The organism is Pseudarthrobacter sp. 902506025 (genome assembly GCF_040702325.1).
Taxonomy (GTDB): Bacteria; Actinomycetota; Actinomycetes; order Actinomycetales; family Micrococcaceae; genus Arthrobacter.
In genome coordinates this window covers 96,067-118,233 of the sequence record NZ_JBFBKW010000004.1, presented here as the reverse complement: position 1 = coordinate 118,233, position 22,167 = coordinate 96,067, and the positions used below count along the sequence as shown (strand labels likewise).

The 22,167-nt window shown below is 68.3% G+C and carries 20 protein-coding genes; 15 read left to right on the top strand and 5 right to left on the bottom strand.

All coding sequences use genetic code 11. The features are described 5' to 3' along the window. Nucleotides 1-4 precede the first annotated feature (4 nt). The 7 genes from folB to AB0280_RS10380 are packed head-to-tail and all read left to right on the top strand — an operon-like array spanning nucleotide 5 to nucleotide 5,433. Nucleotides 5-397, top strand: a complete 393-nt coding sequence (folB, locus tag AB0280_RS10410) for a dihydroneopterin aldolase (RefSeq protein ID WP_159634405.1) — start codon at nucleotides 5-7, stop codon at nucleotides 395-397. Further along, nucleotides 394-939: a 2-amino-4-hydroxy-6-hydroxymethyldihydropteridine diphosphokinase gene (gene folK / locus AB0280_RS10405; RefSeq protein WP_159634402.1), complete on the top strand. Its 546-nt coding sequence runs from the start codon at nucleotides 394-396 to the stop codon at nucleotides 937-939. The genes folB and folK overlap by 4 nt, the downstream gene beginning before the upstream one ends. Further along, nucleotides 936-1,484: a DUF3180 domain-containing protein gene (locus tag AB0280_RS10400; protein ID WP_224024230.1), complete on the top strand. Its 549-nt coding sequence runs from the start codon at nucleotides 936-938 to the stop codon at nucleotides 1,482-1,484. Before folK ends, AB0280_RS10400 begins: the two co-directional genes overlap by 4 nt. Next, nucleotides 1,465-1,977 (top strand): PH domain-containing protein, encoded by a 513-nt coding sequence (locus tag AB0280_RS10395; RefSeq protein ID WP_275181952.1) that lies wholly within the window; start codon nucleotides 1,465-1,467, stop codon nucleotides 1,975-1,977. The genes AB0280_RS10400 and AB0280_RS10395 overlap by 20 nt, the downstream gene beginning before the upstream one ends. Further along, nucleotides 1,974-3,623 carry a PH domain-containing protein gene (locus tag AB0280_RS10390; protein ID WP_275181951.1) on the top strand — a complete coding sequence of 550 codons (1,650 nt, stop codon included), beginning with the start codon at nucleotides 1,974-1,976 and terminating at the stop codon, nucleotides 3,621-3,623. The genes AB0280_RS10395 and AB0280_RS10390 overlap by 4 nt, the downstream gene beginning before the upstream one ends. Beyond that, nucleotides 3,616-4,509 carry a Rossmann-like and DUF2520 domain-containing protein gene (locus AB0280_RS10385; protein WP_275181950.1) on the top strand — a complete coding sequence of 298 codons (894 nt, stop codon included), beginning with the start codon at nucleotides 3,616-3,618 and terminating at the stop codon, nucleotides 4,507-4,509. Before AB0280_RS10390 ends, AB0280_RS10385 begins: the two co-directional genes overlap by 8 nt. Further along, nucleotides 4,510-5,433 carry a 4-phosphopantoate--beta-alanine ligase gene (locus AB0280_RS10380; protein WP_224024236.1) on the top strand — a complete coding sequence of 308 codons (924 nt, stop codon included), beginning with the start codon at nucleotides 4,510-4,512 and terminating at the stop codon, nucleotides 5,431-5,433. Between the two features lie 45 nt (nucleotides 5,434-5,478). Here the strand turns inward: AB0280_RS10380 and AB0280_RS10375 are convergent, their stop codons facing one another. After that, nucleotides 5,479-5,745 carry a hypothetical protein gene (locus tag AB0280_RS10375; RefSeq protein ID WP_159634351.1) on the bottom strand — a complete coding sequence of 89 codons (267 nt, stop codon included), beginning with the start codon at nucleotides 5,743-5,745 and terminating at the stop codon, nucleotides 5,479-5,481. Between the two features lie 127 nt (nucleotides 5,746-5,872). Between AB0280_RS10375 and AB0280_RS10370 the strand changes: the two genes are divergently transcribed. Further along, nucleotides 5,873-6,493, top strand: coding sequence for a TetR/AcrR family transcriptional regulator (locus AB0280_RS10370; RefSeq protein ID WP_366367193.1), 621 nt, complete (start codon nucleotides 5,873-5,875; stop codon nucleotides 6,491-6,493). 55 nt (nucleotides 6,494-6,548) lie between these two features. Here the strand turns inward: AB0280_RS10370 and AB0280_RS10365 are convergent, their stop codons facing one another. Beyond that, nucleotides 6,549-8,174 (bottom strand): HNH endonuclease signature motif containing protein, encoded by a 1,626-nt coding sequence (locus AB0280_RS10365; protein WP_366367192.1) that lies wholly within the window; start codon nucleotides 8,172-8,174, stop codon nucleotides 6,549-6,551. Between the two features lie 359 nt (nucleotides 8,175-8,533). Here AB0280_RS10365 and AB0280_RS10360 point away from each other — a divergent pair, with 359 nt between their 5' ends. Together AB0280_RS10360 and AB0280_RS10355 are read left to right on the top strand one after the other, a co-directional pair. After that, nucleotides 8,534-9,100: a type 1 glutamine amidotransferase domain-containing protein gene (locus AB0280_RS10360; protein WP_159634341.1), complete on the top strand. Its 567-nt coding sequence runs from the start codon at nucleotides 8,534-8,536 to the stop codon at nucleotides 9,098-9,100. Between the two features lie 129 nt (nucleotides 9,101-9,229). Continuing rightward, the gene (locus AB0280_RS10355) at nucleotides 9,230-10,732 is read left to right on the top strand and encodes an MDR family MFS transporter (protein WP_366367191.1); all 1,503 of its coding nucleotides are present in this window, start codon (nucleotides 9,230-9,232) and stop codon (nucleotides 10,730-10,732) included. Here AB0280_RS10355 and AB0280_RS10350 read toward each other — a convergent pair. Next, complete coding sequence (locus AB0280_RS10350; protein ID WP_159634334.1) at nucleotides 10,729-11,565, bottom strand: alpha/beta fold hydrolase; 837 nt, start codon at nucleotides 11,563-11,565, stop codon at nucleotides 10,729-10,731. The genes AB0280_RS10355 and AB0280_RS10350 overlap by 4 nt on opposite strands. Nucleotides 11,566-11,616: 51 nt before the next feature. Next, nucleotides 11,617-12,288: a TetR/AcrR family transcriptional regulator gene (locus AB0280_RS10345; protein ID WP_275181944.1), complete on the bottom strand. Its 672-nt coding sequence runs from the start codon at nucleotides 12,286-12,288 to the stop codon at nucleotides 11,617-11,619. Between the two features lie 242 nt (nucleotides 12,289-12,530). Between AB0280_RS10345 and AB0280_RS10340 the strand changes: the two genes are divergently transcribed. From AB0280_RS10340 to atzF, 5 genes are read left to right on the top strand one after another with little or no spacing between them, the layout of a single operon-like run. After that, nucleotides 12,531-14,033, top strand: a complete 1,503-nt coding sequence (locus tag AB0280_RS10340) for an amino acid permease (protein WP_307492750.1) — start codon at nucleotides 12,531-12,533, stop codon at nucleotides 14,031-14,033. A gap of 47 nt (nucleotides 14,034-14,080) precedes the next feature. Beyond that, nucleotides 14,081-14,956, top strand: a complete 876-nt coding sequence (locus AB0280_RS10335) for an urea amidolyase associated protein UAAP1 (protein ID WP_307492753.1) — start codon at nucleotides 14,081-14,083, stop codon at nucleotides 14,954-14,956. After that, nucleotides 14,953-15,624 carry an urea amidolyase associated protein UAAP2 gene (locus tag AB0280_RS10330; RefSeq protein ID WP_159634321.1) on the top strand — a complete coding sequence of 224 codons (672 nt, stop codon included), beginning with the start codon at nucleotides 14,953-14,955 and terminating at the stop codon, nucleotides 15,622-15,624. The genes AB0280_RS10335 and AB0280_RS10330 overlap by 4 nt, the downstream gene beginning before the upstream one ends. 8 nt (nucleotides 15,625-15,632) lie before the next feature. Next, the gene (gene uca, locus AB0280_RS10325; protein WP_307492859.1) at nucleotides 15,633-19,358 is read left to right on the top strand and encodes an urea carboxylase; all 3,726 of its coding nucleotides are present in this window, start codon (nucleotides 15,633-15,635) and stop codon (nucleotides 19,356-19,358) included. After that, nucleotides 19,355-21,217, top strand: a complete 1,863-nt coding sequence (gene atzF, locus AB0280_RS10320) for an allophanate hydrolase (protein WP_224024251.1) — start codon at nucleotides 19,355-19,357, stop codon at nucleotides 21,215-21,217. Before uca ends, atzF begins: the two co-directional genes overlap by 4 nt. Here atzF and AB0280_RS10315 read toward each other — a convergent pair. Beyond that, nucleotides 21,195-22,109, bottom strand: a complete 915-nt coding sequence (locus AB0280_RS10315) for an alpha/beta fold hydrolase (protein WP_159634315.1) — start codon at nucleotides 22,107-22,109, stop codon at nucleotides 21,195-21,197. The two genes, atzF and AB0280_RS10315, sit on opposite strands and share 23 nt — an antisense overlap. Nucleotides 22,110-22,167: the final 58 nt, after the last annotated feature.

The window sequence follows — 22,167 nt, the reverse complement described above, 5'->3', positions numbered from 1 at the left end:
ACCCATGGACAGGATTACGCTGACCGGAGTGACCGCCGTCGGCCACCACGGTGTCTTCGATTTTGAACGCCGGGAGGGCCAGCCCTTTGTTGTGGACGCCGTGCTCTACCTGGACTTCACCGAAGCGGCGCAGTCCGACGACGTCCGGGACACCGCCCACTACGGTGAGGTGGCGCAGCGTATTACCGAGTGGATCACCGGGGAGCCCCTGAACCTCATTGAGGCACTCGCCGTGCGGATCGCCGACAGTCTCCTGGCCGAATTCGCGCTCCAGGCCGTGGACATCACCGTCCATAAGCCGCAGGCCCCCATCGAGGTCCCCTTCGGAGACGTGGCCGTCACGGTCCACCGCGAGCGGGTTCCCGCCGCCCCTGCGCTGTCCGGTGCGCAGGCATGAACGGGATCTACACCAAGGCCGTGCTGGCCCTGGGCAGCAACCTTGGTGAACGGAACGAGACCCTGACCGAGGCTGTGGCGGACCTGGTGGATCCGCCCGAAGTACGGCTGCTTGCCGTCTCGCCCATAGTCCAGACCAAAGCCGTGGGCGGCCCTGCCGGCCAGCCGGACTTCCTGAACATGGTCATCACGGTGGAAACCAGCCTCACCCCTGCCGAACTGCTGGAACATTGCCAGGCCGTGGAAAACAAGCACCTCCGCGTCCGTGAGGTCCGCTGGGGGCCGCGGACGCTCGACGTCGACATCATCACCTACGGCGAGCTCCGCAGTGACGACCCCGCCCTGACCATCCCCCACCCCCGGGCGGCCTCACGCGCTTTCGTCCTCTACCCGTGGTCGCTCATCGAACCCGCCGCCACGCTGAACGGCGAACGGATCAGCACCCTGGCAGTCCAGGCGGACGATTTCAAGGATCTTGCCCCGTTCGACGGGTTCGGGGACTTTGACGGGATGCCGACGGCGGGAGCGGTGGAGGAGAGATGAAGCCCATCAACCCGCTGCGCCTGCTGCTGATCTGCGTCATCCTTGCCATCGCGGGCTGGTCGGCCACGGTTGTCACCAGCCGGTACAGCATGGCCACGCCTGTCCTGCCTGCCACCGCGCTGGCCACGATGGGCGTCATCGTCATCATCACGCTGATCCTGGGTATCAGGATCCTGAGGTGGCGGAACAGCCACCAGCCCAACAGCAAGGCGAAAAAGACGCAGCTGGATCCCCTCCTGGCCGCCCGGACCCTGATCCTGGCGCAGGCGTGCGCCTACGCCGGAACGGTGCTCCTGGGATGGCATGTGGGCATCTTCCTGGACCAGCTGCGGATCTGGAGCCTGCGCAGCGACCAGGGCATCACCTGGCTTGCCCTGGCCATGGCGGGCGGCGGCCTGGTGATGATCGTGGTGGGGCTCGTCGTGGAGCGGTTCTGCAGGATCCCGCCGGAAGACGGCGACACCAACAGCGTTGACGGGAAGAAGGGCCGGCCTGCCCGCGGGGAAGCCGCAGGGGAAGGCGAGTATGCGTACCGAGGCGATTGACCCGCCGGGGATCGACTGGCAGCGGGTGTCACCGAAATACGTCACCGTCCGCCTGGTGGAATGGGCCCTGGCCAACATCGCCGCCATACTGGTCCTGTCCGCGCCGCTGGTGTTCGTCCTCCTGGGATGGTGGCGGTGGCCGCCGCTGTGGCTGGCCATCACCGTTCCGGCCGCCACCCTGCTGCTTGCCTTATGGCGGCTGGTCCTCATCCCGCGGCAGGTCCGGGCCATCGGCTACGCGGAGCGGGACGAGGACCTCCTGGTCAGGAGCGGCATCTTCTTCCAGCGCACCATGGCCGTCCCGTACGGACGCATGCAGTATGTGGACATCGCCGTGGGACCTGTGGAGCGGGGCATGGGCCTGTGTACCGTCAAGCTCCACACAGCGTCCCCCGGCACCAATGCGCGCATCCCCGGCCTCCCGGCGGCTGAAGGCGCCCGGCTCCGTGAACAGCTGGCCGCCCGCGGCGAAGCCAGGCTGGCAGGACTGTGACCACTGACGGCCAGCTGCCCGGTCCGGCGCTGCCGCCTGCCGGCACCGGCCCGGAAGCCACGGGAACGCCCGACGGCGAATGGCTGCGTGTGCATCCCGCCTCACCTTTTGTCCGTGGCTGGGTTGCACTGGCCGCCATCACGTTCTTCTTCGGCCGCGACCTGTTTGAGCGGACACTCCAGGGCCAGCCCGTGTTCGAGGACGGGTTCGCCCGCCGTGCACCGTGGCTCCTGGGCGGCGGTGCCGCGGTGCTGGCCGTGGCAGTCCTGGGGTTCGTCCTGACCTGGTATTTCACCAAGTACCAGGTCTCCGGCGGCTATGTCCGGGTCAACACCGGCCTCCTCTTCCGCCAGCACCGGCAGGCACGCCTGGACCGGGTGCAGGCCATTGACATCGTGCAGCCACTGCTGGCCCGCATCTTTGGCCTGGCCGAACTCAAGTTTGAAGTTGCCGACGCCGGCGAATCCGCCGTGCGCCTGGCGTACCTCAGGATCGACGACGCCCGCCAACTGCGCGCCACCATCCTGGCACGGGCCTCCGGGGCTGAGGCAGGTTTCGGGGCGGGCCCGGCGGCCGGCGCCGCGGCGCTTCCAGGTCCCGGCAGCCCGTCGGCGGAGTCCTTTGCCCCGCCCGCACCTGAGGCGCCCGAAATCCAGGTACTCAGCGTGCCGCCGTCGCGCCTTGTCGGATCGCTCCTGTTGAGCGAGCAAAGTTTCTTCATTGTGGTGGGCGGTTTCGCTTCCGTGGTCCTGTCCGCGCTGACGGACAACCGCGCTTTCTACTTCTACCTGGTACCCGCAGCGCTGGGCCTTGCCGCCAGCTACTGGAACTTCTTCAACAAGGGCTACAACTTCACCGCCGCCGTCTCACCGGACGGCATCCGGCTGCGGTACGGGCTGCTGGACACCCAGGCGCAGACACTTCCGCCGGGTCGGATCCAGGCCGTGAAGATTGCCCAGCCTCCGCTGTGGCGTCCGTTCGGCTGGTACCGGATGCAGGTGAACGTTGCCGGCTACGGGACGTCCGGCAACGCCGTCGAAGGCAACACCAGGACCATCCTCCTGCCGGTGGGCAAGTTCGCCGACGTCCTTGCCATGCTCTCGCTCGTCCTGCCGGACCCGGGAACGGATCGCCCTGCGGAGGTGTTCGCCGCGGGGCTTACCGGCAGGGATTCCGACGGCGGGTTCACCACCACGCCCCGGCGGGCCCGGCTGCTGGCGCCCCTGGGCTGGCGGCGGAACGGGTTTGCCGCCACGGACACGGCACTGCTGATCCGCTCCGGACGCTGGTGGCGGGACCTTGTGCTGGTGCCCCATCAACGCACGCAGTCACTGGCGATCCACCAGGGGCCCGTGGCGCGCCGGTTCCGGGTGGCCGACCTGGTCCTGCATACGACGGCCGGTCCCGTTGCCCCGCGGCTTACCCAGGCGGGGCTGGACGAGGCCAGGCAACTCTTCGACGAGCAGTCTGCGCGGGCCCGGCTGGCCAGGAAGCGGCAAACCACCGAACAATGGTTGCGGCAGGTTGTTCCGGCAGTGGAACCTGCGCCCGTGCCGGGCACACCGGTTCCCGGAGCGCCGTACCCTGGGGCTCCAGCCATTGAAGCCCGCACCCATTACCAACAGGAAGGCCAGACGCATGGCTAAGCCCGGACGCCTCGGCGTCGGAATCATCGGCGCCGGCAAGGTGGGCGCCGTGCTCGGCGCGGCCCTGCGCGGAGCCGAGCACGCCGTCGTGGGAGTGTCAGCCGTCTCCGACGCCAGCCGGGACCGGGCCGAGGCACTGCTTCCCGGGGTGCCCATCCTTGAGGTGCAGGACATCGTGGAACGTGCCGAACTGGTGCTGCTGGCGGTGCCCGACGACGCGCTGCCGGATTTGGTGGAGGGGCTGGCGAAGCTCGGCGCCTGGCAGCCGGGGCAGCTTGTGGCACATACCTCGGGCCGGTTCGGCGTGGGCGTGCTGCATCCGGTCCGTGCTGCCGGCGCCGTGCCGCTGGCGCTGCACCCGGCCATGACGTTCACGGGCATGAGCCTGGACCTCACCCGGCTGCTGGACTGCACCTTCGGCGTGACGGCCGATGCCGCCATGCTCCCCATCGCGCAGGCGCTGGTGGTGGAGATGGGGGCGGAGCCTGTGGCCATCGCCGAGGCGGACCGGACGCTCTACCACGCGGCCCTGGCCCATGGTTCCAACCACCTGGTCACCTTGGTGGCACAGGCGTCGCAGCTCCTGCGCGAGGTGGGAGTGGAGTCGCCCGAGCGCATGCTGGGGCCGCTGCTGCGCGCCACCCTGGAAAACGCGCTGGCCTCGGGGGAGTCTGCGCTGACCGGGCCGGTGGCCCGCGGTGACGTGGGCACCGTGCGTGCGCACGCCGAGGCGTTGCGGGAGTTCGACGGCGGCGGGCATGGGGACGTGCTTGAGGCCTACCTTGCGATGGCCCGCGCCACTGCCCTGCGCGCTGAAGGGCGCGGCCTGCTGAAACCCGACCAGCTGAAGGGGCTGCGCGAGGCCCTCGATCCGAAGGAAGACTGAATGCCCATCCAACTCGTCACCACCGTGGCCGGCCTGAAAGCCGAAAGCGCCCGCTTGCTCGGCGCGAAACAGGGTGTCTCCCAGGGGCTTGTGCCCACCATGGGCGCCCTCCACGAAGGCCATGCAACGCTGGCGCGCACCGCCGTCGAGCAGAACGATGTGGTGGTGGCCAGCATCTTCGTCAACCCCCTGCAGTTCGGCGATGCCGTTGACCTGGACCGCTACCCACGGACACTCGACGCGGACCTCGCCCTGCTCGAGGAGCAGGGCGTTGACCTCGCGTTCGCGCCCTCCGTGGAGGAGGTCTATCCCGGCGGCGAACCCCTGGTGCGGATCACTTCGGGCCGCCTGGGGAATAAGTGGGAGGGCGCCTCGCGGCCCGGCCACTTTGACGGGGCACTCACTGTGGTGGCCAAACTGCTGCACTACGGCATGCCGGCGGCCGGTCTTCCCGCCGGTCCCGCGGGTTCTGCCGGCGGCAGCCTGCCGGCGTACCGGGCCTACTTCGGGCAAAAGGACGCCCAGCAGCTGGCCCTGGTCCGGCGGATGGTTTCCGACCTGAACTTCCCGGTGGAGATCGTGGGTGTGCCTACGGTGCGCGCAACGGACGGGCTGGCGCTGTCCAGCCGGAACCGCTTCCTGTCCGATGCCGAACGGGACGCCGCGCTGGTCCTGTCCAGGGCCCTGCGGCTGCTGGAGGAAAGGGCGAACGCCCATGAGCCGCTGGACCTCGACTCCGCGCTGGCGATGGTGGAATCCCAGCCCTTGGTCTCGCTGGACTATTTTGACGTAGTGGACCCGGGCACCCTTGAGCCGCTGGCCGAGAACTGCCGGGAAACACCCTTCCGCGGCGAGGCCCTGGCGCTTATCGCGGCCAAGGTGGGCCCGGTGCGCCTGATCGACAACATTCCGCTGAGTTCGTAGCTGCCGTTCATAGCTGCCCCGCCGGCCCGGGGCATACCGTGCCCGTTATAGCCCTGAGTGGTCCCGGTTGATCATGAGCTGTTCGAGCAGCGCGCGTTCAGGGCGGCCCGGGTTCCTGGCGACGCAGCGGCGAAGGCGGGCCCGGACGAGTTCTTCACTGGGATCCTGGCCGCCAAGCAGTTCATCGATGATTTCCTGCGCCTGCCACCGGAGCGACTCGATGGCGAACTGCCTGACCTCTTCGGGCGTATCACTGGACATCCAGGGATCGGGATCTGACGGGACACTTTGGAACATCCGCTCTGCTGACATTGGGGCCTCCTTGCTCCAAACCGGCGGACCCTTTGGGGGCGCCTTGCGGTGTTCTAAAGAACTGCGTAGGAGAAACACTACAGCGGGCAAGACCAGTCTGTCTCCCCTGCAGTAGACTCCAAGTCTGATGAGCACAGAGGCGAAGGTCCCGATATCCGATGCGTCTTCCCCGGCCTCGTCGGGGGAGGGCAACACCAATTCCGTGGAGCGGATCCTCTCGGTGGCCTACGAGCTGTTTTCGCGCAGGGGAATCCGCGACGTGGGTGTCAATGAGCTCATCGAGCGGTCAGGGGTGGCCAAGGCCACCTTCTACCGGCATTTCCCGTCAAAGGATTCGTTGGTCCTGGCCTTCCTGGAGCAGCGGGACAAACTGTGGACTGTTGAAGCAATAGTGGCTCAGGCCCGCGGCCGGGGACAGACGCCGGAGGAGCGTCTGCTGGCGATCTTCGATGTCCTGGGGGAATGGTTCCGCCGCGATGACTTCGAAGGGAGTACCTTCACCCAGGTCTTGCTGGAGATGGGACCGTCCCACCCCTTGGGGCAGGCCAGCATCAACTACCTGGCAAAACTTCGGAGCCATGTGCAGGCACTGGCCGAAGAAGCCGGGCTTGCGGACCCTGACGGGTTCGCGCGTTCCTGGCAGATCCTGATGAAGGGCTCCATCATCTCGGCTACCGGCGGTGACCTGGACGCCGGGAAGCGCGCCCAGCAGATGGCTGCCTGGCTGATCGAGCACCACAGGGCATAGCGGCGGGCGCTGCAGGACGGGCTTCAGAAGTGGCCTCAGAACTGTCCATGGCAGCCTACGGCCGGGCACCAATGGCCTCCGGGAAAAGGGCGAATGGCGTGGCGAGGAATTCGGCCCAGAGGGGATCGTCGGCCGGCAGGTCGTTGAGGTCCACGTATCTGTCGTCGTCGGGTTCCCACTGCGGAAGGTTATTGAGGCTGGCCTCCAGGCATTGGCAGAGGGCGGGCGCGGCCCACTGGAGCCACTGCGGCCATTGCGACCCCTGCGGCCAGCTTTCTGGTGGCCAGTGGGTTGGTTCGGGGTCGGGGTGTTCTGGGTTGTAGTGCCTGCCCGTTGGTGAGGTCCAGCCGGGTGGTTCATTCTTGTTGGCGGGGTCCGGTGTCCATTGGCTGTGATGTTTGAGCCGGTGGTGTTTGGGGCAGAGCTGTGCCAAGTTACTGGTTCCAGTGGTGCCGCCGTGTTGCCACGCTTGTAGGTGGTCGGTTTCGTTGTCGGGGGTGCGGTTGGTGCAGCCGGGGAAAGTGCATTTGGCATCCCGCATCCTGATCCAGCGTTTGATGGCCTCGGTGAGCCGGTAGTTTTTCCGGCCGATTTCCAGTGGTGCCCCGTCGCGGGGGTCGACCAGGACCCGGTAGAACGAGTCCGCCCCGTCGGCGACAAGTTTCCGGGCCATGGACGCCGGAATCGGGCCGAAACCATCCAGCACGGCGGGTTCATCCGTCAGTCCGAGGAGGGCGAACACGGGCACGGTGACCAGGACGTCGGCCCGCGGCGCAGGGACCTTCCCGATCCCTGTGACACCCTGCGTGCCCGGGGCGGTGCCGGTGGACCCCTCGCCCGCCATCTGGCCGGCGCCGAGGAGGAGGCTGGCGGCGATATCGGGGCGGAGCTGGGTGAGGGTGCGCTCTTCGTCGGGGCCTTGGAGTCCGCGGGCGGTGGCCGTGGTGCGGTTCCAGATGGCGCAGGCGGTGTCCCCAGGGAGGTAGAGGGAGACCCAGGCCATGCCGTCCTTGTCGGGGGTGTATTCCATCCGCCGGTCAGCGGTACTTTTGGCGTGGCGCTTCTGGATCGATTCCGGATGGTGGCGTTCCCGCCACCCACGGACCTTGGCCCGGAACCGGGACGGTACGAGCTCGCCGGGGGCGGCGCCGCGGGCGGGCTGGGGTGCGTCAGGGTCGAAGAAATGCGCCACCAGCGCAGCAGCACCAGTCCAGTCGACGCTCTCGGTTTCGTCCGCAACGATGCGGGCGTGCTGCCACGACATGTCCCCGGTGGCCAAGGCTTCGAACACCAGCGGCAGGGAGCAGATCCGGCGTGAGTGCTCCACCAACGCCCCTGCTGCCGCGGAGCTGATGGTCAGCACCCCGGCGATCTCCTCCACGGCCGACATCTCCGCATAGGTCCGCTCATGCACTGGGGCGTCCGGGGCCAGCAGTGCGTGCTGGATCTCGACGGCGTCGGCAACGTCGCGGGCCTTGACCGCGGCGAGCTGGCCTTCCAGCCGCTTCACGACCTCCAGCCGTTTCAGGCGGAGTTCGTACCGCCGCTGCAGCACATCCACGTCAGTGCCAACGCAGGCACCGGATGCAAGGGCGGTGTCTTCCTGAATCAGCCTGCGGAAGGCAGCCATGGAGGATTCAAGTCCCTCCACAACCGCTGCCCCGCCTGTCCCGATTCCCATACCCATATCATCCAGCGACCCACTGACATTCTGACGTGGCATCGCCCATCACTGGCCACCGGTCGGGAGCTGCCGGAGGCCCAACCGTCACGTCCAAACGCCACCGGCCGTCCAAGGTGCCTCGGCCGCGCAAGCTGCCTGCCGCCGTCGTACGCAATTCCAGGGCGCAAAATCCCCGGCGCACCCCAAATACCCGCCGCGCAAAGGAGCTTGCGCGGCGCACTCGTGAGAGCACGCAAGATGGATAGTCAGCTTGCTTATTACTTTCCCATTTCCTAGGCTGGAGTGGTCAGGCAATCAACTCTCAAGCGGGACCCCCGCGTGCCAAAAGCGCGCAACCGCAAGGATGAGGAGGAACAATGTCAGAGCACAGCATCGCAGGCAAGAAGGTCGCATTCCTGCTGACTGACGGAGTGGAGCAGGTAGAGCTCACCAGTCCCTGGCAGGCAGTGAAGGACGCCGGCGGCGAGCCCACCCTGGTGGCGCCGAAGAGCGGCAAGCTGCAGGGCTACAACGGCACGGAGAAGGGCGATACCTTCGACGTCGACCTGACGGTCGCGGAGGCGAACGCCTCGGACTTCGACGCGCTGGTACTCCCGGGTGGCGTGGTGAACGCAGACCACCTCCGCGTCGACAAGGACGCCCAGAGCTTCACGCGGAACTTCTTCGAACAGCACAAGCCCGTGGCATCGATCTGCCATGGACCGTGGCTGCTCATCGAGGCCGGAGTCATCCGGGGCCGGAATGTCACGTCCTACTTCACGCTGGAAACCGACCTGAAGAACGCGGGCGCCAACTGGACGGACCAGGAAGTGGTGGTTGACCAGGGCCTGGTGACCAGCCGGAACCCTGATGACCTCCCGGCGTTCAACAACAAGCTGGTGGAAGAAATCTCCGAAGGCCAGCACGCAGGGCAGACCGCCTAAAGCAAAGCCCTAATGTTCCCTCAGGGGTAAAAGTACCCATGCGGAGGAATTACTCCAGCGGGTAGAGTGTTGGAATCTGCAGCGGCGCCGACCGCGCATCACTCTTAAAACACCCCTGAGGGAACACCCATGTCTACCGAAGTCTCTCCGAACGCCAGCGGACAGCCCGCCCCTGACCAAGGACCCGGCGAAGGAATCCGCCAAGGAACCCTGCCCGCTGCCCCGGAGAAGATGTCCCGGGAGTCCGTGACCATCATCAGCACGCTGCTGGTGGCGACGTTCGTGGTGATCCTCAACGAGACCATCATGAATGTTGCCCTGCAGCGGCTCATGGTGGACCTCCGGGTGGACGCACCCACCGTTCAATGGCTGTCCACCGGATTCATGCTCACCATGGCCGTGGTCATCCCCACCACCGGCTTCATCCTCCAGCGCCTCTCCACGCGTGCCGTCTTCATGCTGGCCATGGGCCTGTTCGCGGGCGGAACAGCATTGGCCGCGGTGGCCCCGGGGTTCGAGGTCCTGCTCCTGGCACGGATCGTCCAGGCCGGCGGCACCGCCATCATGCTGCCGCTGCTGATGACCACCATCCTCACCCTGGTCCCGCTGGCAAAGCGTGGCGCCGTCATGGGCAACGTGAGCATTGCCATCTCGGTGGCACCGGCCATGGGCCCCACCGTCTCCGGGCTGATCCTTGAGCATTTCACCTGGCGCTTCATGTTCTTCTTCGTCCTGCCCGTGGCCCTCGCAGCGCTGGCCATCGGCGCCAAATACCTCACCAACGTGGGCGAGGTGGAGAAGGGCAAGCTCGACGTCCTGTCCGTTGTCCTCACCGTTCCCGCTTTCGGCGGCCTGGTCTACGGGCTCAGCCAGATCGGCGGCGGCCACGGCGGCCAGGCTGGCCCGGGTGCCGGTGCCATCGCGGCCCTTGTCATCGGCGTCGCAGCGCTCACGGTATTCGTCCTGCGCCAGGTCCGGCTCCAGAAGGCCGCCGCGCCGCTGCTGGATCTTCGCGCGTTCAACTTCCGGATGTTCACCGTCTCGGTCCTCCTGATGGTGGTGGCCATGATGGCGCTGTTCGGCGGCGTCATCCTGCTCCCGCTCTACCTGCAGGAAGTCCGCGGCCTGGGGTCGCTCGAGACCGGCCTGGCGCTGCTTCCCGGCGGCCTGGCCATGGGGCTGCTGGGCCCTGTCATCGGCCGCGCGTTCGACAAGGTAGGCCCGCTGCCCCTTACTGTCACCGGCTCCATCCTGATGGTGGTGGCCCTTTGGCAATTTTCAATGCTCGACGCCGGCACAGCGGTTTGGTGGATCATCACCCTGCACGTGGCGCTGAGTTTCGGCCTGGCGCTGCTGTTCACCCCAGCCTTCACCACGGGCTTGAACCCGCTGCCGCCGCACCTCTACTCCCACGGCTCAGCGATCATGAGCACCACGCAGCAGGTGGCCGGTGCGGCGGGCACGGCCCTGCTGGTGTCCATCTTCGCTGTGGTGAGTGCGGCGTCGGGACTCGTAGCAGGGATGAGTGCCGCCTTCATGACGGCAACCGTCATAGCCTTTGCCGCCGTCGTACTGTCCGCGATGATGCGCAAGACCGAAGGTGCCGGCCCGGGCCACGGCGCAGGACACTAGCCGGCGAAGAAGTCGCTCAGTTCCTTGATCAGCTTGTCCGGGGCCTTGATGGCGCCGTCGTGGCCGAAGCCGGGCAGGATGGTGTAGCTGGAGCCGGAGAGGACGTCGTGGATCTGGCCGCAGGCGATGCCGAAGTAGGCCGGGCTCTTTTCGCCCACCACGATCAGCGTCTCCAGGGGGAGTGCCTGGAATGGCTCGGCAGGCATGTCGGCGGCGATGATGGCTTTGATTTCGCGGACGCCGGTGCGCATCAGTTCGCGTTGCTGCTTGCCTTCGGTGGTGCCCGCGGTCAGCTTGTTGGCCAGGGTCAGCATGGACAGCGGCATCCGCGAAGAAAATGCACCGCCGGCTTCCAGGCCGCGCTGGATCACGGCGAGGGCGCGGTCGTCATCCTTGGCGGCGATGGCACGCTCATATTCCACGATCCAGTCGGCGGTGACGCTGCCGTTCACGGAGACTGCGGGATCGTAGACGGCGAGCCGTTCCACGGGCAGGGTCCGCGCGGCGTGCAGGGCAACTGCTCCGCCGAAACTGTGTCCAAAGACGTCCGTGCTGGAGGTGTGCTTCATGACCGTGTCCAGGTCCCGGATGTCCACGTCCAGCGTGTAGTCCTCGGGCTGCGGCGACGATGATCCGCGGCCACGCCGGTTGAACGTGTGGACCGGCCGGCCCAGGGCGGCGCTCAGCTTTTGGGCGAACTTGGTGTAGTCCGCGGCCGTCACCATGGAGGGCGGCACCACCACCACACCGGACCCGGCCGACGCCAGTTCCGCGCCGGTGGAGAAGAGCTCAATCGTTCCGCCGTCGGGGGTCCTGATGTTCTCTCGCGTCATGCTCTGAGCCTAGCCGAGCAAGTGGTTGCAGGCATCCCGGAGAGCGTCGGCTCAGGCCAGCCGGTCAATGAGGGACCGGCTCGCCGCGCGGATGGCAGGCAGCTCCCGGCCCAGCCCGCAGAGGATCAGGCCGGCGTCGGCCGCCTGCAGGGGCGAGTCCGGCCCCACTGCCCCGTCCGCCCGGAGGTAGATCAGGGATTCCACCAGGCGGAAGGTGAAGTCGCCGCCGTCGGGTCCCGCCGCGGTGGCTGACAAGCCACCGCCCAGCTCTCCGTACAGGTGCCGGAGTTCCTGCCGGTCGTTCAGGAACCGGGCAAAGCGCGTGCTCCGCACCTCCGGCAGGTGGTAGAGGACGCCAAGGTTCCACCGGGCAGTGCACAGCTGGGTGCCGTCATAAAGTGCGACGGCGTGCAGCCGGCTCCCGGCCAGGCCTTCGGTTTGCGGGGTCCCGGCAGGGAGCGCCGCCACTGCGCGCGCGAACGTTAGGCCGCCGGACACCGTCCCCTCCAGCAGGTCCTCAAGGATGTCGTCCTTGGTTTTGAAGTGGTGGTAGAGGGACGACTGCCGGATTCCCACGGCGTCCGCAATGGACCGGGTGGAGGTGCTGGCGAAGCCTTGCGTGGTGAAGAGCTCTGCCGCGGCGTCGAGTATTTCCTCGCGGGCGGTGGCACCTGGCCGGGAGGGTTGCTGGTGGCGGGGGCGTCCCGGTCCGGCTGAAGTCACCGCTTCATTCTTGCACCACCGGGCGCTGCACCGGCCAGGGCTGAGATGCCGAATGGAGCCGGTGAGGGGACGGAAATCTGGTCGAAACAAGATGTCTATCCGCCTTTTACAGAGGCGAAACTGTTTGGGGACATCCCGCTGGAAAACTATCAATTGACCGGTAATCAGCAGCCTTCGGCCGAGCGCTGCGGTGCCGGGAGGCTTTGCCCCCCCAGATTCCTTTCCAGCCCCGGAGATTCCCGATGACATCAACCGTCCTCCCCACCGTCCACCAGGACGATGCAGACCTGACGTCCCTTGGCTACCAGCCCACCCTCCACCGAAAGCTCGGCCGTTACGCTTCCTTTGCCGCCGGGTTTTCCTTCGTCTCCATCCTCACCACCATCTTCCAGCTCTTCGCCTTCGGCTACTCCTTTGCCGGCCCGGCGTTCTTCTGGACCTGGCCGGTTGTCCTGGTGGGCCAGCTGCTGGTGGCCCTGAACTTCGCCGAACTCGCCGCCCGCTACCCACTGTCCGGCGCCGTCTACCAGTGGGCACGGCGCGTCGGGGGAGAAGGCGTCGGCTGGTTCGCCGGCTGGTTCATGGCCATCGCGCAGGTGGTCACCGCCGCCGCAGCCGCGATCGCCCTGCAGGTAGTGCTGCCCCAGCTCTGGGACGGCTTCCAGGTGGTGGGCGGGGACCCGGCACTCAACACCGTGACCGGGGCTTCGAACGCCGTGGTCCTGGGCGCGGTCCTCCTGGTGGCCACCACCATCATCAACTCCCTGGGCGTGAAGCTCATGGCCCATGTGAACTCCGTTGGCGTCACCTGCGAGATCGTCGGCGTCGCGGCCGTAATCCTGGCCCTCATCAGTGCCGCCCAGCGCGGACCGGACGTGGTTGCTGACACCAGCGTGCTGCAGGGATCCGACCTGGGCGCGGTGGGAGCCTTCCTGGTCTCAGGACTCATGGCCGCCTACGTCATGGTGGGCTTCAACTCCGCGGGCGAGCTCTCAGAAGAAACCAAGGACCCGCGCCGCACCGCACCGCGGACCATCCTCTCCGCCCTGCTCATCTCCGGCGTCGGGGGTGCACTGATGATCATCACCGCACTGATGGCAGCCCCCAGCCTGGACGATGGCCGCCTCGCCACCGAAGGCCTGCCCTACGTGCTCACCGCCGTCCTGGGCACCTTCTGGGGCAAGGTCCTGCTGGTGGACGTGGCCATCGCCATCTTCGTCTGCACCCTGGCAATCCAGACTGCAGGTTCCCGCCTGGTGTTCTCCATGGCCCGCGACGGCAAGCTTCCGGCGTCGCGCCTCCTTTCCTCCGTGCACCCCACCCGCGGCACCCCCATGTGGCCGTCGATCGTGATCGGTGCCCTGGCCGTCGCGGTGCTGGCCATCAACGTAGGCAACGCGGCGCTGTTCACCACCCTCTGCAGCGTCTGCATCGTGATGGTCTACCTCGCTTACCTCCTGGTCACCGTCCCGCAGCTGGCCAACCGCCTCCGCGGCGACTGGGACCGGGTGGGACAGGCCATGCCCGCGGGCCTCTTCTCACTGGGCCGCTGGGGCCTGCCGGTCAACATCCTCGCAGTGCTCTACGGCGCAGTCATGGTGGTCAACCTCGCCTGGCCGCGGCCCGAGGTGTACGACCCCTCAGGCGAAAACGGGCTCCTCCTCTGGTCCGCGCCGCTCATGGTCACGGCCGTCCTGCTCCTGGGCCTCTGGGTCCGGCGCCGGAATGCGGCAATCAAGGCCTGACGGGCCACCCCGCCCTTCCCAAAACATCCACGACATCCAGGACTGACATGACACAGACCATTGAAACGCCAACAACCGGTACCGCCACCACCGCCGGCGCCCGCACCCACGCCAGGGAACAGCACGGTAAGACCGTGGACACCATGCGCTTCGTCCCGGCAGCCTCCGCGCCGCAGCACCTGCTGGCAGGAATGCCCGACGGCGCGTCCCCCACGTGGGCAGAGTCCCTCGCCTTTGGCCGCTACACCACCATGGCGCTGGCCCGGGGTACCCGGATCCGGATCACGGACACCGCCGGCGACGCGTGCGTCCACACCCTGCTCTACCGGACCGGCGCCCTGCACGAACGCCTCAACCTTGCCGACACCGTCAAGGTCCCGTGGCAGGCCTACCCCGCCACCGGCCACCCGCTGCTGTCCGACGCAGGCCGCCTGATGGCCACCATCGTGGCGGACACCTCCAGCCGGCACGACGCATTGACCGGCGCCACCACCCTGGCAGGCAACACTGCCAGGTACGGTGCCGGGACCGTCCACAGCGCCTCACCGGCCGCCCGCGAACTGCTCACCCTGGGCGCCCTCAAGAACGGTCTGGGCACCCGCGACGTGGCGCCGTCGCTCTCGCTCTTCAAGGGCATCACCGTTGACCCGGCCGGAAGCATCACCTTCACCGGGAGCGCCGGCCCGGGCGCCGCCGTCGAGCTTCTCCTCCAGATGGACGCCGTGCTGGTCCTCGCCAACACCGCGCACCCGCTGGATCCCCGCAATGACTTCACCGGAACCGCCGTGGACATCACCGCCTGGCACGCCCCGCAGGACCTCGCGGAACTCGAAGCGGGACGCCTCGCCGGACCGCTCAGCCCGGAACACCTGCAGGCCCTCCGCAACACCGAACACGACCTCACCGCAAGGGACGCCCGATGAACACCGTTACAAGCACCCGCCCCGACGCCGCGGAAACCGCGCTCGCTGCCGGCACTGTGATCCTCGATGAATTCGTCGAAGCCCGCGGACCCTGGTCCGCCGTGGTGGCCGCCGGTGACGTCCTCACCATCGTGGACCTGGAAGGCAACCAGGCCGTGGACTGCCTCCTGTACGCCGCGGCAGACACCACCGTCCGCTACTCGGCTCCGGCAACCATTGCCGCGCAGCAGTCGATCGTCCTCACCACCGGTTCCGTCCTGAGGGCGGATACCGGTGCGCCCCTGATGACCGTCGTGGCGGACGAAGTGGGCGTGCACGACACCATCGGCGGTGCCTGCTCGCAGGAATCCAACACCCTCCGGTACGGCCAGCACACCCGCGAACAGCACGCCTGCGTGGAGAACTTCCTGATCGAGGGTTCCCGCTGGAGCCTCGGCAAACGCGACCTCGTCTCCAACATCAACTGGTTCATGAACGTCCCGGTGGACCCGGACGGCGCCCTGGGCATTGTGGACGGCCTGTCCGCCCCCGGCAAGCGCGTGGCGCTGCGGGCGGAAGTGGACACCCTGGTGCTGGTCTCCAACTGCCCGCAGGTCAACAACCCCTGCAACGGCTTCAACCCCACCCCCGTCCGCATGATCGTCACCCGGCCGGAGGCTGCACTGTGAACAACCACTTGAACACCTTCGACACCCTGCTGGTTGCCAACCGCGGCGAAATCGCCTGCCGCATCATCGAATCCGCGAAGAAGCTGGGACTGCGCACCGTGGCCGTCTTCTCCGAGGCTGACCGCGGCGCCAAGCACGTCCGGCTCGCCGACGAAGCCGTGCTCCTGGGGCCCGCCCCGGCCAAGGAGTCCTACCTCCGGGTCGATGCGATCCTGGCCGCCGCCAAGGCCACCGGTGCCGGCGCCATCCACCCCGGCTACGGCTTCCTGTCTGAGGACGCAGCCTTCGCCGAAGCGGTGGAAGCCGCGGGCCTGGTCTTTGTTGGCCCCACCCCGGAGCAGCTGCGCATCTTCGGCACCAAGCACACCGCGCGCGACGCCGCCCGGGCGGCCGGGGTGCCGATGATCGCCGGTTCCGGGCTGCTGGAGGACGTGGATGCCGCCGTCGAAGCCGGCAGGACGATCGGGTTCCCGCTGATGCTCAAGGCCACCGGCGGTGGCGGCGGCATCGGCATGACGGTGTGCCGCTCCGAGGCGGAACTCGCCGAAAGCTTTCCCCGCGTGGCCCGCCTGGCCGGCGCCAGCTTCGGAACCGCCGGGGTCTTCGCCGAGCGGTACGTGGAGAACGCACGGCACATCGAGGTCCAGGTCTTTGGCGACGGCGAAGGCCGGGTGGTGAGCCTGGGCGACCGTGACTGCTCGCTGCAGCGCCGCCACCAGAAGGTCCTTGAGGAAGCTCCGGCCCCGGACCTGCCCGAAGACCTCCGCGCGGAACTGCACCGCACCTCACGGGCGCTCTGCGCCTCCCTTAAGTACCGCTCCGCGGGCACAGTCGAGTTCGTCTACGACTCCGCCCGCCGGGAAGCCTCCTTCCTGGAAGTCAACGCCCGCCTCCAGGTGGAGCACCCCGTGACCGAGGCCGTCACCGGCGTTGACCTGGTGGAGTGGATGCTCCGCCTGGCGCAGGGCGGGAGCGCAGGGCACGCGGTGCTGGAGAACGTGCCGGAGGCACTGCCCGTCACCGGCCACGCCGTGGAAGCCCGCCTCTACGCCGAGGACCCGGCCCGTGGGTTCCAGCCCAGCGCCGGAACCGTTACCAACGCCGCCTACCCCGCGGCGGGGGAAGCCCGGGTGGACGCCTGGGTGGAAACCGGCACGGAAGTCTCCACCAACTACGATCCCCTCCTGGGCAAGATCATCACCTCCGGTGCCAGCCGGACGGAGGCCTTTGACCGCCTGGCCGCAGCCCTGGAAAACACCCGGATCGACGGCATCGAGACCAATCTGGGCATGCTCCGTGCCGTGGGCGGCCTGGATGTGGTCCGCAGCGTGCAGCACTCCACCAGCACCCTGGACTCCGTGGGGGATCCGGAACCGCGCATCACCGTGAACCGCCCCGGCCTGCAGACCAGCGTGCAGGACTGGCCCGGCCGCACCGGCCTTTGGCAGATCGGTGTCCCGCCCAGCGGCCCCATGGATGACCTGTCCTTCCGCCTGGGCAACACCGCCCTGGGCAACCCGGAGGGCGCGCCGGGCCTGGAGTTTACCATGACCGGTCCCAGCCTGACCTTCACGCACTCCACCACCGTCTGCGTCACCGGGGCGGACGTCACGGTGACGGTTGACGGCGCGGAGGTGCCCGCCTGGACGCCCGTCGTCGTTCCGGCAGGTGGAACGCTCGACGCCGGCACGGCCACCGGGAACGGCCTGCGGGGCTACATCCTGTTCCAGGGCGGCCTGGATATCCCGCAGTACCTGGGCAGCGCCTCCACCTTTACGCTCGGGCAGTTCGGCGGCCACGCCGGGCGGGTCCTGCGCGCCGGCGACGTCCTCCGCGCGGTGAAGTCCGCCGTCGAACAAGCCCCCGGCACTGCGGTGCCCCTGGACAGCCGCCCTGCCCTTAACTCCACCTGGGAACTGGCCGTGGCCGAAGGCCCGCACGGCGCCCCCGAGTTCTTCCAGCGCGAAGACATCGAGGAACTGTACGCCGCCGAATACGAGGTGCACTTCAACTCCGCCCGCACCGGCGTCCGGCTCATTGGCCCCAAGCCCCGCTGGGCCCGGACCGATGGCGGCGAGGCAGGCCTGCACCCGTCCAACATCCACGACACCGCCTACTCCGTGGGGGCCCTGGACTTCACCGGCGACACCCCGATCCTGCTCGGCCCGGACGGCCCGAGCCTTGGCGGCTTCGTCTGCCCCGTGACCGTGGTGACGGCCGAACGCTGGAAGCTCGGCCAGCTCCGGCCCGGAGACAAGGTCCGGTTCGTGCCCATCAAAGCCGGCCAGGCGCCGTCGGCCAAGGACCTGGGTCCGGGCCGCCAGCTGGTCCTCCCGGGGGATGCCGATTGGTCGGCGAACCCGTCCCCGGTCGCTCAGGTGGCCGGCCGCTCCGGCCGCCCCGTCCGCGGGGATGGCGACGACGGCGTGCTGGGCAGGGTGCCGGAAGGTTCCGGCCGGCCCGCGGTCACCTACCGCCGGTCAGGAGACGACAACCTGCTGGTCGAATACGGCGAGATGGTGCTGGACCTTGGCCTGCGCGCCCGGGTCCACGCCCTGCACCAGCACATTGAGGCGCTCCGCGTACCCGGCATCGTGGACCTAACCCCGGGCATCCGCTCCCTGCAGATCAAGGTGGACCCATCCGTCCTGTCCACCACGCGGCTGCTGGACCTGGTCCAGGACATCGAGGCCGCCCTGCCGGCGAGCTCCGAACTGGTGGTTCCCAGCCGTACGGTCCGGCTGCCGCTGTCCTGGGATGATCCCGCTACCCGCGAGGCTATAGAGCGGTATATGGCAGGCGTCCGGGACGACGCCCCGTGGTGCCCGTGGAACATCGAGTTCATTCGCCGCATCAACGGCCTGGATTCGGTCAACGACGTTTTCGACACCGTCTTCAACGCCGAGTACCTGGTCCTCGGCCTCGGAGACGTGTACCTGGGCGCGCCGGTGGCCACCCCGCTGGACCCGCGGCACCGCCTGGTCACCACCAAGTACAACCCGGCCCGGACCTGGACGCCGGAAAACGCCGTGGGCATCGGCGGGGCGTACATGTGCATTTACGGCATGGAAGGCCCCGGCGGTTACCAGTTCGTGGGGCGCACCACCCAGGTGTGGTCGCGCTACGCGGATTCCGCCCCGTTCGAGCCGGGATCCCCGTGGCTGCTCCGCTTCTTTGACCGGATCTCCTGGTACCCCGTCAGCCCGGAGGAACTCCTGGACCTGCGCGCCGACATGGCAGCCGGACGCGGCCGTGGCGTGGAGATCGAGGAGGGAACCTTCTCCCTGGCCGAGCATGAGGCGTTCCTGGCCGAAAACCGTGACTCGATCGGGCTGTTCCGGGAAAAGCAGGGTGCCGCCTTCGCGGTGGAACGCCAGGCGTGGGCCGACGCCGGCGAGTTCGACCGCGCGGAGGCTCTGGCCGCCGTCGTGGCCCCTTCAACGGATGACGTGGTGGTTCCCGACGACGGCGCACTGGTCTCCGCACCCTTCGCCGCCAGCGTCTGGAAGGTGGACGTTGCGGCCGGGGACCACGTGGTCAAAGGCCAGCCGCTGGTGTCCCTGGAGGCCATGAAGATGGAAACCGTCCTGGAGGCGCCCTGCGACGGTGTGGTGCTCCGCGTCCTGCCCACCGCAGGTTCGCAGGTGGTGGCCGGCGAGGCAGTGGTGGTCCTGGGCGCCCCCGCTGAGCCTGCAGCGCTGGAAACTCTGGAACTGGAAGAGGCAGCAGTATGAGCACCACAGCCACCGGCAACACCACCCGGCGCGTCAAGGCAGCGCTCGCCGCCATCGAAGCAGCGGACCGGCCCGAAATCTGGATCACGATCCGCGGCGGGGACGATCTCCTGGCCGAGGCAGCATCCATCGACGCCGCAGTGGCCGGCGGCGCAGACCTCCCGTTGGCCGGGCTCCTGCTCGGCGTGAAGAACAACGTGGACGTGGCAGGCATCCCCACCACGGCAGCGTGCCCCGGCTTTGCGTACATCCCGGACAAGGACGCCGAAGCCGTGGCCCGCCTCCGCTCCGCGGGGGCGCTGGTCCTGGGGGCCACCAACCTGGACCAGTTCGCCACCGGGCTGGTCGGCACGCGGAGCCCCCACGGCGCCGTGCGCGATTCCCGCCGCACGGACCACATCTCCGGCGGGTCCAGTTCCGGGTCCGCGGTGGCCGTGGCACTGGGACTGGTGGACATCGCCATCGGTACTGACACCGCCGGCTCCGGCCGCGTCCCTGCCGGGCTGCAGGGCATTGTGGGGATCAAAGCCACCCTGGACGTCGTTTCCACGGCCGGCGTGGTTCCCGCCTGCCGGTCCTGGGACGCCGTCACCATCTTCGCCCGGGACCTGTCCACCGCTGAACTCGCCATGGGCGTCATGGCCGGCAACTCCCGCGCCTGGCCCACGGACGTCCGGCTGGCCGCGCCGTCACGGCCCCGCGTCGCGTATCCGGCCACCCTGCCGGCCCTTCCGCCGGCCTGGGCAGCCGAGTTTGGGCGGCACATCGACCGGCTCACGGCCTCCGGTGTGGAAACAGCACCCATCGAATTCGACGACTTCCTCCAGGCGGCACGGCTGCTGTACGACGGCGGCCTGGTTGCCGAACGCCACGCCGCCGTGGGCAGCTTCCTTGAGGAGCACGACGCCGGCGCGGAAAGCCATGCGGGGATCGATCCCACGGTGGGGCGCATCATCCGGGCGGCCGGCACAGTGCCCGCCCACCAGTACGTGGCCGATACCGCCCGGCTGCAGGAACTGAAATCCAGGGCCATGGCGCGGCTGAAGGGCTTCGACGCCCTGCTCATCCCGACGGCGCCGTTCCACCCGACGCTTGCCGAAGTGGCAGCGGATCCGGTGGGCGTGAACTCCCTGATGGGCACCTATACCAACTTCTGCAACCTGTTCGACCTGTGTGCAGTGGCAGTTCCTGCCGGAGAGGTGGACGGCGCCCAGTTCGGGCTCACCGTGGTGGGCCGGACCTTCGATGACGCCGTGGCCGCGGACATCGCCCGCCGCATCGAAGCCACCCCCGCCCCGCCTGCGCTCTTCGCCGCCGCGGCGGTGCCGGGCGGTGCACGACCGGAGGCAATCGCAGGAGCCAGCCAGCCGTCGTCGTCCGTTCCCTGGCCGGTGGCCGCGGGGGCAACGGCGCTGCCGCTGGTGGTGGTCGGCGCGCACCGGAAGGGGCAGCCGCTGGCGCAGCAGCTGGAGGAGCGCGGCGCATTCTGGGACGGCCCGGTCCGGACGGCTGCACGATACCGGATGGTGGCGCTGGATACAGTGCCGCCCAAGCCGGGCGTCTACCGGTCCGACGACGGCGCCGAACTGGTGGGGGAGCGGTGGCTGCTGTCCCCGGCCGCCCTGGGGACGTTCCTGGCGGACCTCCCCGAACCCATGCTGCTCGGTTCCATTCAGCTCGCCGACGGGTCCACCGCCGTCGGGTTCGCCTGCGACGCCGTTGCCGCCGAACGCGGGGAGGACATCACCGCCTGGGGCGACTGGCTGGCCGACCGCAGCGTGGCGCCGGCGCCGCGGACGGTATGGCGGGACCTCGGCGAGGCTGCGCTCGCCGGGTTCAGCCGCGGCGAACGGGGATAGCGTCAGGAGTGTCCGGGCGGGGCTTCCCGTCCGGACCTTCGTCCTTGAAGTACGCCGAGATGTCCGTCACCAGTTCCTTCACTGCCGCTGGTATCGAGCCGTGGAAGCACTTGGGGGACAGCTGGTAGGTGCTCCCCGGCACTGCGGCGTGGAGCCGTTCCGCCGTCACCCTGTAATAGCTGGGACTCTTTCCGCCTGCCATGAAGTGGGTTCCGGCGGGCAGCACGCTGAAATCCCTGGCGTGGTCCTTTTCGTCGTACGCGGCCCTGAGCTCTCCCACGCCGCTGGGCATGACCTGCTGGAACATCCTGTTGACCTTGGTCCGCGACAACACTGCCATCAGGCCGGCCAGGACCGGTTCCGGAATCCTGGCCATGGCTGAACCCGGGCTGGTGGCCTTCTTCATGTGCGCCAGCGCGTGACCCACCCTGCCGTTGTTCACGGCGTCCTCGAATCCGTCCAGCCATGCGGTGTCGATGCTGCCGTCGATGTTCACCGCCGCGTCGTACACGGCGAGCTTGTCCGGGACGAACCCGGTCCCGGTGAACTCCTGGACGGCGTTCAGTGCCACCGAGCCACCCAGGCTGTGGCCCAGGATATTCCGGGCGCCGGTGGCTGTGAGTACAGTGCGGACATCCTCGATTTCGGTGGCCATGGAGTAGTCCGCGGGCTGTCCGGACGAGTTGCCCCGGCCCCGCCGGTCATACACGTCAACAGCCCAGCCGTCGCCCAGGCCCTTGGCCAGCTCAATCGAGAACGGGCGGTAGATCAGCGCCGTGAGGAACGCGCCGCCGATCACCAGCACCCGCTTTTCGCCCGGGGCATCATCGGTGCCGTAGCTGTACAAAGCCAGCCTGCCGCCGTCGTGCGTTGGAAGTACCCGTTCTTTCACCCGCCCATCCTAGGGCGCAAGCCTGCGGGGAAGCTGAAAGTCCGGGCAGCCAATGCCC

Coding starts and splice junctions, on each gene's coding strand:
- folB (WP_159634405.1), top strand. CDS start 5: ATGGACAGGATTACGCTGACCGGAGTGACCGCCGTCGGCCACCACGGT.
- folK (WP_159634402.1), top strand. CDS start 394: ATGAACGGGATCTACACCAAGGCCGTGCTGGCCCTGGGCAGCAACCTT.
- AB0280_RS10400 (WP_224024230.1), top strand. CDS start 936: ATGAAGCCCATCAACCCGCTGCGCCTGCTGCTGATCTGCGTCATCCTT.
- AB0280_RS10395 (WP_275181952.1), top strand. CDS start 1,465: ATGCGTACCGAGGCGATTGACCCGCCGGGGATCGACTGGCAGCGGGTG.
- AB0280_RS10385 (WP_275181950.1), top strand. CDS start 3,616: ATGGCTAAGCCCGGACGCCTCGGCGTCGGAATCATCGGCGCCGGCAAG.
- AB0280_RS10380 (WP_224024236.1), top strand. CDS start 4,510: ATGCCCATCCAACTCGTCACCACCGTGGCCGGCCTGAAAGCCGAAAGC.
- AB0280_RS10375 (WP_159634351.1), bottom strand. CDS start 5,745: ATGTCAGCAGAGCGGATGTTCCAAAGTGTCCCGTCAGATCCCGATCCC.
- AB0280_RS10370 (WP_366367193.1), top strand. CDS start 5,873: ATGAGCACAGAGGCGAAGGTCCCGATATCCGATGCGTCTTCCCCGGCC.
- AB0280_RS10365 (WP_366367192.1), bottom strand. CDS start 8,174: ATGGGAATCGGGACAGGCGGGGCAGCGGTTGTGGAGGGACTTGAATCC.
- AB0280_RS10360 (WP_159634341.1), top strand. CDS start 8,534: ATGTCAGAGCACAGCATCGCAGGCAAGAAGGTCGCATTCCTGCTGACT.
- AB0280_RS10355 (WP_366367191.1), top strand. CDS start 9,230: ATGTCTACCGAAGTCTCTCCGAACGCCAGCGGACAGCCCGCCCCTGAC.
- AB0280_RS10350 (WP_159634334.1), bottom strand. CDS start 11,565: ATGACGCGAGAGAACATCAGGACCCCCGACGGCGGAACGATTGAGCTC.
- AB0280_RS10340 (WP_307492750.1), top strand. CDS start 12,531: ATGACATCAACCGTCCTCCCCACCGTCCACCAGGACGATGCAGACCTG.
- AB0280_RS10335 (WP_307492753.1), top strand. CDS start 14,081: ATGACACAGACCATTGAAACGCCAACAACCGGTACCGCCACCACCGCC.
- AB0280_RS10330 (WP_159634321.1), top strand. CDS start 14,953: ATGAACACCGTTACAAGCACCCGCCCCGACGCCGCGGAAACCGCGCTC.
- atzF (WP_224024251.1), top strand. CDS start 19,355: ATGAGCACCACAGCCACCGGCAACACCACCCGGCGCGTCAAGGCAGCG.